The organism is Methanosarcina sp. WWM596, assembly GCF_000969965.1.
GTDB lineage: Archaea > Halobacteriota > Methanosarcinia > Methanosarcinales > Methanosarcinaceae > Methanosarcina.
In genome coordinates this window covers 181,561-195,489 of the sequence record NZ_CP009503.1, presented here as the reverse complement: position 1 = coordinate 195,489, position 13,929 = coordinate 181,561, and the positions used below count along the sequence as shown (strand labels likewise).

Sequence of the window (13,929 nt, the reverse complement as noted above, 5' to 3'; positions counted from 1 at the left end):
GAAACGGACCTGATAAAGGTTAACGAAACATTATTTTACAAAAACGCATAATGAAGCAGTTTATGCTCACCCTTGGAATCGTCAATACCTACGACAAGATCAAAGTTCTCGATGCTCATTACCGTGCAATTGCCAGAGCCGCTCCAATTTGCCATGCTTTTGGGTTCCACCTTGCTCTTTATGACTTCCCTTTTAAAATAACCGCAGAAGAGCTCGTCGCATTCGTAATGGATAAAACCACCATAGGAGAATCAGGAAGTTATCTCAGGACCCTTTACGAAAAAAACCACCTTTCAGTGTCTGACCTTCCAAAGAAAGGATTTCCTTCCCAGTTTGGGAAGATAATTATCACCACTTCAAAACCAGACCCAAAAAAGAAGGTTATGCCTGTGAAAGTCGCTGAAGAAGCGCTACGCAACCGTTCATTTCTATTTCTTGTGGGCCTTGGGCATAAGGGACTTCCAAAAGAACTTTTTGAAAGAGGGAAATACCATCTTGATATTACCTCTAAAGGGCTTTCCCTTGAGACATGCACTGCAATAGGAGCGATACCTGCCCACATCTCAGGTCTCATGGCAAATCTGGAAACAAAAAAGTGATATTTGAATTTAAATCCATGATCCCGGGATAAAAAAACTATCGTGGAGCATACGTCCCGAAATTAGAGTGATCCAAAAAAATTTAAGGCAATCTAAAAAAAATTCCGGAATAGATATATATTACAAATTACAATTAATATATAGTTGTGGGTAAGAACAACGCCTGTTGCGCTGTTGGGGGTTTACAACCTGAAGGACCTAGAATTATGGCCTGTATTTCAGGAATTCGTCCGGAAGGACCGGAAATTCCAATTTGAGGAATTTTATCCGGAAAGATTTGAGCTCTAACCTGCAGTGCAGTTTACCCTTTCGAAAGGGGCAAGAATTCTGCCCTGACCGAATGGACCTGTATCCGGAAGGAGTGAAATATTAACCCTGACAGAGCGCAAACATTGAAGAGACAGGAGGAAAACTTATGAGTGAACTAAATAACGAAGATAGAAAAAGAAATGAATATAAATACAAACACCGTAAAAACGGTTACCACACAGTTGTAAAAGGCTGCACAGACAGTCTGGACACAGATGAATTAGACCTTTACCGCTTTATGATAGGCGGCTTGCAGGGTAAATAACCTGCATAAGCTTTTTTTAGTTCTCATTCCTAGAAAAGAAGCATGTACGATGTATATGCGGTCCGTGAAGATTTTCCTGTTTTAAAAGAAGTTGTGTACCTGGACAGCACAGCGACTACGCAGACCCCGATCCCTGCAGTTGAAGCCATGGTTGAATATTTTTACAGGTACGCCGGCAACCACGGGAGAGGAGCGCACCGCCTTGCCAGGGAGACCACAAACCACTATGAAGATGCACGGGAAACTGTTGCTCATTTCCTGAATGCAGATCCGTCAAAGACCATATTTACGAAAAATACAACCGAAGGGATAAACCTTGTTGCAAACAGCTATCCCTGGGAAGCAGGAGACCACATTGTTACAACCCTGCTCGAGCACCATTCAAACCTCCTGCCCTGGCTGCGCCTGCAAAAGAAAGGAGTAAACGTAACAGTTGTAAGCCCGGACCGCAAAGGCATAATTGATCCCCGGATGATAGAAAACGCGCTCACTGACAAGACAAAACTCATCTCTATAACCCAGGTTTCAAACGTTTTAGGTTCTGTCCAGGATGTCAGCAAGGTTACGAAAATTGCCCGCAGAAACGGGGTAAAAACTCTTATTGACGGTGCCCAGGCTGCAGGACATATGCCAGTGGACCTGAAAGACCTTGAATGTGATTTTTTTGCAACCGCAGGACACAAAGGGCTGCTTGGCCCGCAGGGAACAGGCGTACTCTACATCAGACAACCAGAGATTTTGGAAAGTGCCTTAGTAGGGGGAGGTGCGGTTTCGGACGTCAGCGGGCTTTCATACACACTTGAGCCTTCGCCTGCCTGTTTTGAAGCCGGCACTCCAAATATTCCCGGGGTTATCGGGCTTGGGAGAGCAGTAGAGTATGTGGAAAAAATAGGGGTTTCTGAGATTGAAAAGCATGAAGCGAAACTTTCCGGGGAAGCTGCAAAGAGGTTCTCAGAACTCGAGCACGTGGAGGTTTACGGGCCTGAAAACCGGACAGGTATTGTACCTTTTAATGTGAAAGGGCTTCATGCTCACGATGTTGCCCTGATCCTTGACCAGACCAGAAAGATTTGCGTCCGCAGTGGACACCACTGTGCAATCCCTATTACCCGCTTCCTTGAAGTTGACAGCACTGTGAGGGCTTCCTTCGCACTCTACAACACGGAAGAAGAAGTAAATATACTTATAAATGCAGTCAATGCACTCAAATCCCTTGTATCCTGAAAAATACCTGTATCCTGAAAAATACCTGTATCCTGAAAAATACCTGTATCCTGAAAAATACCTGTATCCTGAAAATTTCATCCGGCATTTAAGTAGAAGGGGAGTTACATTCGAACACATATTTATTTTTTAGAGATTGTTTTTAATACAGGTACTGACGAATATCATTACATAACAGTAAATTGAAAGAAGTTGCTTTGACCTAAACTCTTTTCAGGAGCAAAATAAATGAAAAGGATTACGAGTGAAATAAAATGCCTTGATTCACTCCTTGGAGGGGGATATCCCAGGGGAAAAGGTATCTTTATCACAGGACCCACAGGTTCGGGAAAGACAATAATGGGTACACATTTCCTGTACAGCAACTACTCTGCAGGGAAGAAGGAGCTTTTGATCCTTAAAAGATCACTGCTGGAAGATGTCATCCTTCAGTCAAAATCTCTGGGAATGGATCTTGAACCTTTTATTGATTCCGGGCTGCTCGTGGTAGGAGATGTATTTCATAGCAGGATTCAGGAGACTCTCTTCTCTTCCCGCCTGGGAAAAGGACTACCGTTAAACTAAAGATTTAGCGGCTTCCTGAGTCACCCTTCCCTCTACTGAGGACAAGTCATACAGGTTCTACCCCACATACCACAGGTGAAATGGAATATATGATCGGATTACTCAAGATGCTTAAAGCTTCCGGTTTTCTCCGGCTTAATGTTCCCGATCCCTTAAGTTATACGATACCCTGTTATCCAACTCCCTCAGATTGGTTTTCGCATTTTGGGTTGTGGTGACAGTATCTACTGTTAAAAAAGGGTGATAAGAGGCTGAAAAAAGAGCGCTCTTCGGAAATGGTGATCTACGTCGTCACCATCTACATAGCCTTTTTCGTCTTCCTTTTCATCGTTTACATCCTGGCTGTGTACTTCTTCCCGGAAAGTGCATCATTCAAGAGTTCGTCTCAGGGAGTGGGATCCGGAGGGATAAGAAACGGCTACTTCAACTTAGAGGAGTACACGATGCTCATGTACCACTCAATTCTTGTCCAGGCTATAACTTCCGGGCTTATTGTAGGAAAAATGGAGCAGGGTTCAGTTTACATGGGCTTGAAGTACAGCGTCAGCATGATGATAATTACCTACGCGGTCTTTACATTCATGGTATAAAGAATTTTCAAGGAGCGTTTTCTGTGCCAAAAAAGTCCGAAAAAAAGATTATATCGGAAGAAAATGCAGTTTCGGAAGTAATGGGAGGGGTCCTTCTAGTAGGCATAGTAGTAATCATGCTCAGCGTATTGAGTATTTCTGTTATTTCACAGGAGGGACCTGCCAATGTCCCCCACACGAATGTCCAGGAAATTATGGACACTTCCACTGACACGATTTACCTGAAACACAATGGAGGTGAACCAATAAGTCCCGAGGATGCCGAGATAATAGTAAATATAAACGGCAAGAAGTATATATACACATCTTCACAAATTTACGCAAGCCTGGGGAACAACAATGTCTGGAAAATTGGGGACACTATTGAAATCAATACAATAAAAACTTGGGGGGTTCCCCTCAACAATGACGACCAAGTAGAGTTATTTCTGGTCGATACCCCATCAAACGAGTTGATCCAGAAAAGTACACTTACGACAGAGTTCCAAAAGATGCCCGACTTAAAAATATTGCTCACCCCGATGGGAGATATAACGGACACATCAGGATCAAAAAAAGATACAAAAGGCTATGGGAACAAGATCCAGGTTCGTTTTGTAGATTGCACAAAAACAGAAGATGCAACGGACCCAAAAATAACCAAAGAAGATAGAAATTGTACTACGTATTATCCCAATAAAACTACGATAAACACCAGTATATATCAGGAACTCGATTTCAAAATTAAGCCCATTGCCTGGGGGATTAGACCGGGGGACACTTTCTGTAATGTTACTCTCATAATCGTTTACTATTCTAATGATAAATCAATTAAAGATTTCAGACTTAAATTTTATGACATAAACGAGTATGGACAGGGGGAATGGGTATACTACGAAAATCAGCTTCCAAAACATACTGATCAATTCGAATCAGAATCGATCAACCTGACAGATCATATCAATACTCCTGCAGACCTGGCTAATTTCAAGGTACGGATTGAGGCATCAACTACCTCGTCTGATGATAAAGCAATATTTATCGATTATATGGGGTTATGGGTAGAGAAAACGAACTATTTAGCCAGTCCAGAATCAGTTAGTTGATATTGATTTTGATGTAACAAAGAAGTGTGCTTATTAACTAATGAAAAAAGAAAAAACGCAATCTTTAGCCAACAACTCAACTTTGGAAAGAAAGCAATTATTGATAGTAAAAAAAACGTGAAAAAAAATATGAGATGGATGGATCTGTTTGCCAAAAGTAAAAAAACTCTTTAAAAATTACATTGCTGTTTCGGATGTCCTGGGGGAGATGCTCATGACGACAATAGCAGTCCTTATTCTCGGCGCAATTGCCGCATCCATCTTATCATACGGTGGACCGGCTGATGTTCCCCACACTCAGGTTAAAGGATGGATGGGTGCACCGACAGATACGATCTATCTGGAACACTGCGGAGGAGAGTTTATCGATACTGAATCTCTTGAAATAGCGGTAAACATCGATGGGAATCGACACACTTACTCTTCATCCCAGATATATGTGAATCTGGGAAACCGGAGCATATGGGAGCTGGGAGACAAAATAGAGATTAACACATTGGGAGAATGGGGAGTCAACATCAACGAAGAAGATGAAATAAATGTGTATCTTATCGATACCCCCTCAAAAGAAGTTATCCATAACTTGCAGCTGTCGCCCTGAGAAAAGCTCAGAAAAATGGTATGATGAGAGTCTTCCGAAACATGATTCAATCGAGGCTTATTAAAACCGACCTATCTGCCTGTATAAACAACACCAGGTGGCAATTTTCAAGACTGATGACTGCAGGAAATAGAAGTTCCGGAAATGACCTAAACGTAGCTACATGGCGTCGTATGTGAATTAAAAATAAACTGGAGAAGGGGAAAGAATGAAAAAAAGGGGTTTTGAAGCATTAAAAAAGTCCGAATCAGGGATAGCAGCTGCTATTGCCGCAGCCCTGCTGCTCGGAATTATAGTTGCCACTATGACGACAATCCAGGTCCACTATGTGCCCGTCTGGAAAGAGGATGCGGAATACGCCCACATGTCCGACGTCTGGCAGGACATGACCAGGTTCAAGTCTAACGTTGACATTCTGGCCGCAGGGGCCGAAATGAATCCGAATTCCAGGATAACCCTGAACAGTCCGATCCAGATGGGAGGAGCCGATTTGCCGTTCATAGGAGACATGAAAACAGGCGGGACCATTGCTGTAAACAATGACATTTCAGGCATGTTGATAGTAGTGGATGATGATATGTTGGGATACGACAGCAATAAAACTCTAGATTATACCGGTTCGGTCTCATACTGCCCTACTAACACCCATTACGTGGACGAAACTTACTGCTACGAAAACGGGGCTCTCATCGTCGCCCGGAACGGCAGGTCCATGATGAAACTTTCCCCGGGAATTGTGCTTGAAAATGGAACCGGCATCTCCTCCGTAAACCTTTCAGTGCGAGCCGTGACCCTCGACGGAAAACGCAGAGTAATGGCCAGTAACAGCATAGAAGATATAATGCTGACTTCCCAGAACTTCATAAATCTCTATGACTCTGACGACTTATTTACTAATGGAAACAAAACTTTAAAAGCTAACGTCACCTCCGTGGACCTTACTGTCTACACAGAAAATACAGAAGCCTGGGAAGAGTATTTTGAAGATTCAGTCGACGAGAGTGGGATTCCCCTTCAGGAAGGCACAGATTACAACATAACCAACGATACTTACACTGTCAAATTTTCCCTTTCCCCGGAAAATAAAAGTATCAACTTTAAAGCATACAGTACTCTGATAAAAATAGAGACCGAGATTTAATTAAAAGCCCTGAATTTTCGTTTCAAAATCGTTCCTGTAGCTTTTCCCAATAAATTAAATTGCGTGAAGTCCGAAGCATACCTCACCCAAAAAAGACAGTCTAAAAATTACAAGATGGAACCTGCAGAAGTTCCTGAATCCCTTTTTTACTATTCCCGGCCTCTACAGGAAAACGGGAATCTCCACAAATAATACATTGTGTCCTCTAATTATATAGGAAGTTATATTCATAAGCTTATTCGGTTAAAAAAGAAAATTCAGGGCTTTTATTAAATCTCGGAAAGGTAGTTGTTGACAAAACAAACCAATGTCCTTAATAAGCGAACAATATATACAAAAATAGAGATTGTTCTTAACAATTTTATTCGTTTTTAGATTTAGTTCAACTCATTTAGTCCTTAGGAATGTTGAGTAAGTAATTTTCATATTAATATAAAAAATCGAAGAAATTTAGAGAAGATAATGAGACAAATATTTATGAAGATTACTTCTCAATTTTTTTAACAAGATAGAAGAAGCTTTTAATAAACATTATATAAGTGTTATTCGACTTTTATTGGCACGCCGATATTTGAGGGCAACTTCGTTTTGAGATGAGGCGGCATCAATGAAAGAAAATGCGCCCAAATGGGCACAATTTTGAAAGTTATGTTTAAGTCCTCAGTTCTTTGTTACAGATGACCTGGTTAGACAATAAATCAACTATTTTCACATTATAGATGGAATTAAGTTCAATTACGTCAGTACCATTTATTCCGAGGGATTCAACGTCTCCAACGTTAAAGTAATCAGTTTGAATAGAAGTGGTATTTACACCAACTGTTGAGCCGTTTATATCATATAAACGGAGTTCTGCATTATCCCAATTGATAGAGTCGCCACCAAGATGTTCAATAGTTATATTCTCAGGGACACCACTCACATAATTAGAGAATTTTACATTGATGTTCGCCTGCGGTGCTGATTTTGCAGGTCCCTGGCCAAAGACAGATGAACCAATTGCTGCGGCGAGGATGACGGTGATTGCGACCATCAGCACGACACCGATTACCGGGGACACTGCCTTATCGTTCCTAAATATTTTTTTGCGATCCATATGATCTTCTCCCTCCTGAGTTAAAAACATCCGGACAGGACAACCTGTCTGAATTTTAACACTTGAAAACACATAATAACAATTAATACTTTTTACAACTCTCCTTAAAGATAGACTTCTTTTGTAGATAAATTTTTGCTGATACTTTACAAGATAATTAAGTAATTAAGGCAGTTCGTTTTTATAAATGTTTCCCGGGAATCCCAAAGAATAAAAACATTATATTCAGACAGTAAAATTAATACTCAATAAACAACAGTGCAAATAAGAATGTAGAGAACCGAATGTAATTTTATAGTAGGTGATTTTTATCATGGTGGGAAATAAAAAACTCAGGGAATTTACTAGAAAATTTACCAGGAAATTTACCAGAAAATTTACCAGGAAATTTACCAGAAAATTTACCAGGAAATTTACCAGGGAATGCCAGGCAGTCTCAGAGGTAATAGGGCAGGTGCTCATGATATCTATTGTCGTGCTGGCTTTTTATTCAATCGCGCTTACAGTATTTTCAGATGGGGGGGGGGGCAATAAACCCCCCGTGTGTACCGCGTACCGACCTGCAGGAAAGTATTAACAGGTCAGAAGAAATAATGCAGATCTTCCACAGTGGAGGAGAAGCGATTGATCTTGAAGGCATCAAGATAATACTCAATGTTGGAGGGCAACACGCAGAATTCGAGATGGCTGGCCCTAATTAAAAAGTATATGATTCCAAAGATTTGACATATTTTTCCTCTAAGAGGCTATTTTAAAATTAAATAATCCTTATACCATCATTGTTCGTCAGAGTTAAAACGATCTCGAATACTTCCTTTTCCTGGCGATTTATCCGATCGAGAATTGCAACTAATTAAACCTCATTTTCCGAATCCAAGAACGAATCGAGGTAAAAAACGCGTTCATCCCTATCGAGAAACACTGAATACCATCTTCTATTTGTTACGTTCTGGTTGTGCCTGGCGAATGTTACTCCACGAATTTCCACCATGGAAAACTGTTTACATTATTTCCGCCTCTGGCGACTTAAAGAAATTTGGGAACATATCAACACTGTACTGAGAACTGAACTGAGAATTGCAAATGGAAGAAAACCAGAGTCATGTGCCGTTATTTTAGATAGTCAGTCCGTAAAATTCAGGGAATTCTACATATCAACTACCTCACAATGCGCTTAGACTAAGAACCTATCCGAAAAGTCCCGCTGCTCTGAATGTTATCCATGCGCATGCGAAATGAAGCATCGCAAAGTAATTCTCAATTTTCTTTTCCCATCTAATAAGCATTCTTCTGAATCTGTTTATCCAAGAATGTGTCCTTTCCACAACCCATCTTCTTGCCCTAAAACCTGGTATCTCTATTCTTATGTTTTCCTCTCCACGGCTTTTGATATGGGCAGTATAACCATATTCTTTAACTAATTCTCTGATATCAGGAAAATCATATCCTTTATCCATACATATATTCTGAATAACATCATCTTGAGACGGTCTTTCAAAAATAATGGCATCTAAAGTCTCTTTTACAAGCTTTTTATCGTGACGATTTGCTCCATCAACAGTAACCGATAGTGGTATACCTTTACCATCTGTTAACAGACTCCTTTTTGTACCTTTTTTGCCACGATCAGTTGGATTAGCTCCGGTCCCAGCTCCACCTAGTGGAGCTTTTGTCATAGCACCGTCAATTGCTTGCCACTCCCACTCTAATCCGTTTTGATTATCATACTCCACTAGACCAGCTTTCCACATATTCTCAAATAACCCTGATCTTTGCCATTCCTGAAACCGATCATGGACAGTGCTTGGAGCTCCATAAAAGCGTGGCAACGCCTTCCATTGGCAACCAGTACGAAGAAGATAAAAAATACCACTCAGTATTCTCTTATCATCTTTTCGAGGTCGTCCAGGCTTCTTTTTGGGTTTAGGGAAAGGTAATAATGGTTTGATTTTAGTCCAGAATTCATCAGAAATCTCGTAGTCATGTCCGTTTTTTCGTGTTACCACTAATCAACATTACCCTAAAATATAGTTATTCTACTTTTCGGATAGGCTCTAAGTATATGTCCCAAAATAGATTATGCATATTTTTCATAAAGATAATTTTCAATTGGTGGCAATGATTCTGAAAATTAAGGCATCCAATCGAAACCTGTGCATAATTTGTTCTGTGACGACTCCTAACGGAAAAGAAAAAGGCATATGGAGACTATATCTGCTTATACAGAAAAAGCGAGAAAACAGATCCATATGCCTGAGAGATACACCACACCTTACCCTGCCAGAAGAATCCATTCCGACGGCAGGGCCGAAGACACTAAAGTATTGCTTGCAAGGGAAGTCCCTGTTAAACTTTTTCTAGACGGGAAACCGTTTACGACCCTTTTTGCCTCCCCTTTTGAGCTAAAAGAGCTTGCAGTAGGGCACCTGATAACGGAAGGAATTATCAGTTACGGAGAGATTGCAGGGGTTGAGGTAGAAGGTAATGATGTCCATATCCTGACTCGAAAGGAAAGTCGAACCCCAAGGGATGAGGCAGCCAGGACACAAATTTTCGTAGATTCGGATGCTGTGTTCAATCCAGAAGCCCTTTTTACAGGCACGGATCATCTCGAATCCGAGACTTACAAGCTCACAAGGGGGACACATCTTGCAGCCCTTATAAACAGAAAAGGAAAACTCACAGCACATATTGTCGATATTGGCAGGCACAACGCCGTGGATAAGGTAGTAGGAACGGCATTCCTAAAGGGGCTCGACATTTCACAACACTACATGCTTTCCACCGGTAGGCAGCCTGCCTACATGGTCACAAAAGCAGCTCGGGCAGGAATTTCCCTTGTTGCCACCAAAGCCATGCCCTTTGACTCCGGAGTTGAAGCTGCAAAAAAAGCGAACATATGCCTTGTGGGGCAACTCAGGTCAGAAGCAATGCTGGTATTTGCGAATGAATGGCGGGTCCGGATTTAAGCGCGTCATTTCTCAAAATAAAAGGAACCTTCGGAGTTTAAAAAATTAGAATGGGAATTATTCACAGTGTCCCTTTCGTGCTTTTTACTTCTTTGCCTTCAATTTTTACAGCCCTTTTCATCGCATATGCAAAAGCCTTGAAGAGAGCTTCGATTTTGTGGTGGTCGTTCTCCCCGTAGACACTGGCGTGTATGGTAATTTTCGCATTTGAGGCAAGGGTCTCGAAGAAGTGCTTCACCAGCTGGGTACTGAACTGCCCTACCTGTGAGGCAACAAAATCGGCTTTCAGGACTAGATAACTGCGCCCACCTACATCCAGGGCAACTTCTGCGAGAGCTTCGTCCATTGGGATTCGAGCTTCCCCGAAACGGGCGATTCCTGCCATGTCTCCAAGAGCTTCGGCAAGAGCCTTTCCAAGGACTATCCCGACGTCTTCTACCAGATGGTGCTCGTCCACATAAAGATCGCCTTCGGCACGCACTTTAAGGTCAAACTCGGCATGCCTTGCAAAAGAAGTAAGCATATGATCAAAAAATCCAATCCCTGTACTGACATCTGCAATTCCCTCACCATCAAGGGAAAGCTCAAGCTGGATATCAGTTTCCTTTGTCTTACGGGAGATTTTGCTTGTTCTCATACAGCATCACATTCCCTTTTAAAATAATTAAATACTTTGTATCTAGCTGCGTACCTATTCCTTGATTATCAATTCCTTGATTATCAATTCCTTGATTATCAATTCCTTGATTACCAATTCCTTGATTATCTATTCATTGATTACCAATTCCTTGATTACCAATTCCTTGATTACCAATTCCTTGATTATCTATTCATTGATTATCTATTCATTGATTATCTATTCATTGATTATCTTTTCCTGATATTCAGTTTGTCCCGGAAAAATTAAGGAAATGGGTTGATGAATAAGGGCTCTTGAGAAGTGAAAACAAGCAGCCCAATCAGTCTCCGAGGGAGGCCTCAATTGCCTCTTCAAAGGTAAACCTGCCTGTGTAAAGGGCACTGCCTACCACAACACCTGCAGCCCCGGTTTTCTTCAAGACCTTAAGGTCTTCAAGGGAACTTACCCCCCCGGATGCAATTACAGGGATGCTGACAGATTCCACGAGTTCCCTTGTAGGAACAGGGTTTACTCCCTGCATCAAACCTTCGGAATCGATATTCGTGAAAAGAAGACTTCCAGCTCCAAGCTCTTCAAACTTCCTACCCATTTCAACAGGAGTTTGCGCGCACTCCTCAGTCCAGCCTTTGATTGAGATTTTCCCATTCTTTGCATCCAGCGCAACGTTTACACATGAGTTTCCAAAGACACTGGAAAGCTGTTTTACAAGTTCGGGATTCTGGAGGGCAGCGGTTCCGAGAATTACCCTTGAAACCCCAAGCTCAAGAAGAGAAGCTGCGTCTTCAAAGCTACGAATTCCTCCCCCAACCTGGATACTTACACCTTTCTCTCTGCAGGTCCGGACTATCTTTTCAATAATGGGGGCGTTTTTTCGTTCCCCTTCAATTGCTCCGTCAAGGTCTACCAGATGAAGGGTCTTTGCCCCTTTTCCGACCCAGTCAAGGGCAACTGCAAGAGGGTCATCAAGAGATACGATCTCACTGCCAGGCACGCCCTGCACCAGCTGAACACATTTTCCCTCTCTCATATCCACTGCAGGAATCACTTCAAAAACCATAGAAAACCACATCTCCGGCATATTTGCAAGAAAACCATCTTCTGTTTCTGATCTGTTTTAAGCCTTCACTATTTCCAGGTATTTTTCCTTTCAGGGCATGATCCTTTCGATCGGGACGACAAGTATATCCCTTGCACCGACCTTCCTGAGCTTGTTTACCATGGTAAAGATCAGGTCTGCATCCACAACGGAATGGACAGCAAGGAATGATTCTTCAGACGACCTGCTGGACTCAACTTTCATTACCGTCGGACCTGACATTCCCGGAAGGACCTCTTTTACTGCTTGGAGGGAAGCTTCGGGAACGTTCATCATCAAATAACGTTTTTTCTTTGCATTAAGCACACTTTCGAGTGCAGTTTTTATATCCAGAATTTTGTCCTTTTCCCTGAGGCTTTTTTTGTTAGCAATCAGATGGACAGTGGAAGAAAAGACTGTGTCGATAGCTTTCAGGTGGTTTATCAGGAGAGTTGTCCCGGAGCTTGAAATATCCACAATGGCGTCCGCAATTCCCACATGTGGAGTCATTTCACAAGCTCCGCTGACCTTTATAACTTCAACATTAACTCCAAGGTTTTGGAAGTACTTGCGCGTGATCTCTGGAAACTCGGTTGCCACTTTTTTGCCTTCAAGATCCCGGGCACTCTGGAAAACAGAGTCCTCAGGGACAGCCAGAACAAGGTTCGCTTTCCCGAATTTAAGGTCCAGAAGAGCCTCAACATTTGCCTCCCTTTCCGTAATCAAGTCAATTCCTGTAATACCTACATCTGCAGCTCCGTCCTGTACATACTCAGGTATATCGGCAGCCCTGGCAAAGAGAATATGGATATCAGGGTCTGCAGTTTTTGCAAAGAGTATTCGGCTTTCGGCTCCTCCGCTAATGGGAAGCCCTGCATCTTTAAAAAGAGACATTGTGGGTTCGTGAAGGCGTCCTTTATTGGGTATTGCAATGCGAATCATCTGCTCTGTCCTCTAATAAGTCTGGTAAGTGATTTAAGTGATTTAAGTGATTTAAGTGATCTCTGATAAGTGATTTAAGTGATCTGAGTGATCTCTGATAAGTGATTTAAGTGATCTGAGTGATCTCTGATAAGTGATTTAAGTGATCTGAGTGATCTCTGATAAGTGATTTAAGTGATCTGAATGATCTAAGCTGATAAGTAATTTAAGTGATCTGAGTGATCTAAGCTGATAAGTAATTTAAGTGATCTGAGTGATCTAAGCTGATAAGTGATTTAAGTGATCTGCCGGGAAGCTTATCTCCGGTATGTTTATTCCGTATAAAACATTTATCCACAATACTCTTGTATAATATAGACTTCACGGTGAAGCTCGTTGTGAACTTTTTTCCAGAAACCCGTTGTTAAGGATGATTCTGTTTATATTACGGTAAATTTTTACACAAAGGGCTCGTTACGAAATAACTTGGGTAAAGCATAATTATTTTGGGATTTAATCGAGGGGTTTGCTTGTGAAAATGGTTGAGTACAGTCTAAAAAGTTGCCGATGTTATTTCGCAGTGGGTCCAAAGGGAATAGACTGATTTTTTGATGCTTAAGCCGAAAGACAGCTTCATCAAGAATTATTACCTACAGTAATGAATACATGAGAATCATTATATATCTGTAGTAATTAAATAGAAACAGACGAACGAGTCATATAAATAGTATTATAAAAATAATGATATAAATGTTGGGATGACATAAGTATTTAATTTAGAGTTAGCGCTAAGTAAATATGTTGATTACGTCAACGGACTAAAGATTAATAAAGCGGTAATATTAACATC

Annotated in this window: 16 protein-coding genes and 1 pseudogene; 12 read left to right on the top strand and 5 right to left on the bottom strand. The window is 41.5% G+C overall.

Features of this window, described 5'->3' with window-relative positions:
• Window positions 1-50 precede the first annotated feature (50 nt).
• From MSWHS_RS00885 to MSWHS_RS00855, 9 genes are all read left to right on the top strand, one after another.
• On the top strand, window positions 51-599 hold the full coding sequence (locus MSWHS_RS00885; RefSeq protein WP_082087989.1) for a DUF531 domain-containing protein: 549 nt from the start codon (window positions 51-53) through the stop codon (window positions 597-599).
• Between the two features lie 415 nt (window positions 600-1,014).
• Entirely contained in the window at window positions 1,015-1,173 is a 159-nt protein-coding gene (locus tag MSWHS_RS19855; RefSeq protein ID WP_156148042.1) for a hypothetical protein, read from the top strand.
• A 42-nt stretch (window positions 1,174-1,215) separates the two neighbouring features.
• Window positions 1,216-2,397, top strand: coding sequence for a cysteine desulfurase (locus MSWHS_RS00880; RefSeq protein WP_048125254.1), 1,182 nt, complete (start codon window positions 1,216-1,218; stop codon window positions 2,395-2,397).
• On the top strand, window positions 2,387-2,530 hold the full coding sequence (locus tag MSWHS_RS19850; RefSeq protein WP_156151174.1) for a hypothetical protein: 144 nt from the start codon (window positions 2,387-2,389) through the stop codon (window positions 2,528-2,530). Before MSWHS_RS00880 ends, MSWHS_RS19850 begins: the two co-directional genes overlap by 11 nt.
• A 95-nt stretch (window positions 2,531-2,625) precedes the next feature.
• Entirely contained in the window at window positions 2,626-2,961 is a 336-nt protein-coding gene (locus MSWHS_RS00875; RefSeq protein ID WP_052722520.1) for an RAD55 family ATPase, read from the top strand.
• Between the two features lie 275 nt (window positions 2,962-3,236).
• Window positions 3,237-3,551 (top strand): hypothetical protein, encoded by a 315-nt coding sequence (locus MSWHS_RS00870; protein WP_048125253.1) that lies wholly within the window; start codon window positions 3,237-3,239, stop codon window positions 3,549-3,551.
• Window positions 3,552-3,574: 23 nt separating this feature from the next.
• The gene (locus MSWHS_RS18730; protein WP_231585526.1) at window positions 3,575-4,636 is read left to right on the top strand and encodes a type IV pilin N-terminal domain-containing protein; all 1,062 of its coding nucleotides are present in this window, start codon (window positions 3,575-3,577) and stop codon (window positions 4,634-4,636) included.
• A gap of 148 nt (window positions 4,637-4,784) precedes the next feature.
• On the top strand, window positions 4,785-5,237 hold the full coding sequence (locus MSWHS_RS00860; protein WP_048125252.1) for a type IV pilin N-terminal domain-containing protein: 453 nt from the start codon (window positions 4,785-4,787) through the stop codon (window positions 5,235-5,237).
• A 208-nt stretch (window positions 5,238-5,445) separates the two neighbouring features.
• Window positions 5,446-6,378, top strand: coding sequence for a hypothetical protein (locus tag MSWHS_RS00855; protein WP_048158645.1), 933 nt, complete (start codon window positions 5,446-5,448; stop codon window positions 6,376-6,378).
• Between the two features lie 652 nt (window positions 6,379-7,030).
• On the opposite strand, the gene MSWHS_RS00850 is transcribed toward MSWHS_RS00855, so the two are convergent.
• On the bottom strand, window positions 7,031-7,474 hold the full coding sequence (locus tag MSWHS_RS00850) for a type IV pilin (protein WP_048130139.1): 444 nt from the start codon (window positions 7,472-7,474) through the stop codon (window positions 7,031-7,033).
• 313 nt (window positions 7,475-7,787) lie between these two features.
• On the opposite strand from MSWHS_RS00850, the gene MSWHS_RS00845 reads away from it, so the two are divergent.
• Together MSWHS_RS00845 and MSWHS_RS18725 are read left to right on the top strand one after the other, a co-directional pair.
• The gene (locus MSWHS_RS00845) at window positions 7,788-8,051 is read left to right on the top strand and encodes a type IV pilin N-terminal domain-containing protein (RefSeq protein ID WP_048158644.1); all 264 of its coding nucleotides are present in this window, start codon (window positions 7,788-7,790) and stop codon (window positions 8,049-8,051) included.
• 230 nt (window positions 8,052-8,281) lie between these two features.
• Window positions 8,282-8,619 (top strand): annotated as a pseudogene (locus MSWHS_RS18725) (transposase); the annotation flags it as partial.
• A 42-nt stretch (window positions 8,620-8,661) separates the two neighbouring features.
• Here the strand turns inward: MSWHS_RS18725 and MSWHS_RS00840 are convergent.
• Window positions 8,662-9,480: an IS5 family transposase gene (locus MSWHS_RS00840; RefSeq protein ID WP_048127483.1), complete on the bottom strand. Its 819-nt coding sequence runs from the start codon at window positions 9,478-9,480 to the stop codon at window positions 8,662-8,664.
• A gap of 243 nt (window positions 9,481-9,723) precedes the next feature.
• Between MSWHS_RS00840 and fdhD the strand changes: the two genes are divergently transcribed.
• A complete protein-coding gene (fdhD, locus tag MSWHS_RS00835; RefSeq protein WP_048130137.1) occupies window positions 9,724-10,443 on the top strand; it encodes a formate dehydrogenase accessory sulfurtransferase FdhD in 720 nt (239 codons plus the stop codon).
• Between the two features lie 61 nt (window positions 10,444-10,504).
• Here fdhD and hisB read toward each other — a convergent pair whose 3' ends face one another.
• The 3 genes from hisB to hisG form a co-directional block, all read right to left on the bottom strand.
• Window positions 10,505-11,080, bottom strand: a complete 576-nt coding sequence (gene hisB, locus MSWHS_RS00830; protein WP_048125244.1) for an imidazoleglycerol-phosphate dehydratase HisB — start codon at window positions 11,078-11,080, stop codon at window positions 10,505-10,507.
• Window positions 11,081-11,402: 322 nt separating this feature from the next.
• Window positions 11,403-12,140, bottom strand: coding sequence for a 1-(5-phosphoribosyl)-5-[(5-phosphoribosylamino)methylideneamino]imidazole-4-carboxamide isomerase (gene hisA, locus MSWHS_RS00825; RefSeq protein WP_048125240.1), 738 nt, complete (start codon window positions 12,138-12,140; stop codon window positions 11,403-11,405).
• Window positions 12,141-12,230: 90 nt separating this feature from the next.
• Window positions 12,231-13,100, bottom strand: a complete 870-nt coding sequence (gene hisG / locus MSWHS_RS00820; RefSeq protein ID WP_048125235.1) for an ATP phosphoribosyltransferase — start codon at window positions 13,098-13,100, stop codon at window positions 12,231-12,233.
• Between the last annotated feature and the right edge of the window lie 829 nt (window positions 13,101-13,929).

Coding starts and splice junctions, on each gene's coding strand:
- MSWHS_RS00885 (WP_082087989.1), top strand. CDS start 51: ATGAAGCAGTTTATGCTCACCCTTGGAATCGTCAATACCTACGACAAG.
- MSWHS_RS19855 (WP_156148042.1), top strand. CDS start 1,015: ATGAGTGAACTAAATAACGAAGATAGAAAAAGAAATGAATATAAATAC.
- MSWHS_RS00880 (WP_048125254.1), top strand. CDS start 1,216: ATGTACGATGTATATGCGGTCCGTGAAGATTTTCCTGTTTTAAAAGAA.
- MSWHS_RS00875 (WP_052722520.1), top strand. CDS start 2,626: ATGAAAAGGATTACGAGTGAAATAAAATGCCTTGATTCACTCCTTGGA.
- MSWHS_RS00870 (WP_048125253.1), top strand. CDS start 3,237: ATGGTGATCTACGTCGTCACCATCTACATAGCCTTTTTCGTCTTCCTT.
- MSWHS_RS00855 (WP_048158645.1), top strand. CDS start 5,446: ATGAAAAAAAGGGGTTTTGAAGCATTAAAAAAGTCCGAATCAGGGATA.
- MSWHS_RS00850 (WP_048130139.1), bottom strand. CDS start 7,474: ATGGATCGCAAAAAAATATTTAGGAACGATAAGGCAGTGTCCCCGGTA.
- MSWHS_RS00845 (WP_048158644.1), top strand. CDS start 7,788: ATGGTGGGAAATAAAAAACTCAGGGAATTTACTAGAAAATTTACCAGG.
- fdhD (WP_048130137.1), top strand. CDS start 9,724: ATGCCTGAGAGATACACCACACCTTACCCTGCCAGAAGAATCCATTCC.
- hisB (WP_048125244.1), bottom strand. CDS start 11,080: ATGAGAACAAGCAAAATCTCCCGTAAGACAAAGGAAACTGATATCCAG.
- hisA (WP_048125240.1), bottom strand. CDS start 12,140: ATGGTTTTTGAAGTGATTCCTGCAGTGGATATGAGAGAGGGAAAATGT.
- hisG (WP_048125235.1), bottom strand. CDS start 13,100: ATGATTCGCATTGCAATACCCAATAAAGGACGCCTTCACGAACCCACA.